Origin of the sequence: Pseudoalteromonas sp. TB51 (assembly GCF_000498055.1) — a bacterium.
GTDB classification, from domain to species: Bacteria; Pseudomonadota; Gammaproteobacteria; order Enterobacterales; family Alteromonadaceae; genus Pseudoalteromonas; species Pseudoalteromonas atlantica.
On the sequence record NZ_AUTO01000314.1, the window covers coordinates 1 to 589 of the forward strand.

General features: G+C 47.7%; 1 protein-coding gene. It reads right to left on the minus strand.

Annotation, left to right across the window (positions count from 1 at the left end; genetic code table 11):
* Positions 1-563, minus strand: a 563-nt coding sequence (locus L650_RS0119275; protein ID WP_262974703.1) for a DUF4147 domain-containing protein, incomplete at its 3' end; no start/stop codon positions are given.
* Between the last annotated feature and the right edge of the window lie 26 nt (positions 564-589).

Here is a 589-nt window from a genome sequence, read left to right on the forward strand (position 1 = left end):
TCGGCTACCGTTACTGTAAGCTCACCGCCAGAGAACAACATAACGCGCTTACCTTGCGCTTTTTGCTCAAGGGCAATTTTAGCATGTGCGCGGGCAACCTCTTTTGCCTCACCTTGAATGTCGTACCCAAGTACTTGCGTATCCCAACCTTGGTGCTGTGCTACATCAATAGCACTGTCAATCGCGTGCTGGGCATTAGCCACAATAAAGTGTTTGCCTTGAGTATCTGCCGCGCGTGGCTGCTCAGGCTTTAATAAATGCGCTTCAATTTCGTTAATAACCGGCCAGCTGTACTTTTGTAAAATAGCCAGCGCATCGGCTTTAGTGCTGTTATCGCTAATTGTGGGGCCTGATGCAATGTCACTTGGCTTATCCCCTACTACATCCGAAATAATCAGCGTGACATAATCCGATTTAGCCGCTTGTGCTAACTTACCGCCTTTAACAAGCGAGAGCTGTTTGCGCACAACGTTAATTTCATCAACGCTTGCACCGCTTTTAAGTAAAAACTGATTAAGCGCCTGCTTTTGCTCAAACGGTACATCTTCTACCGGCAGACACATAAGCGACGAGCCGCCGCCTGATATAA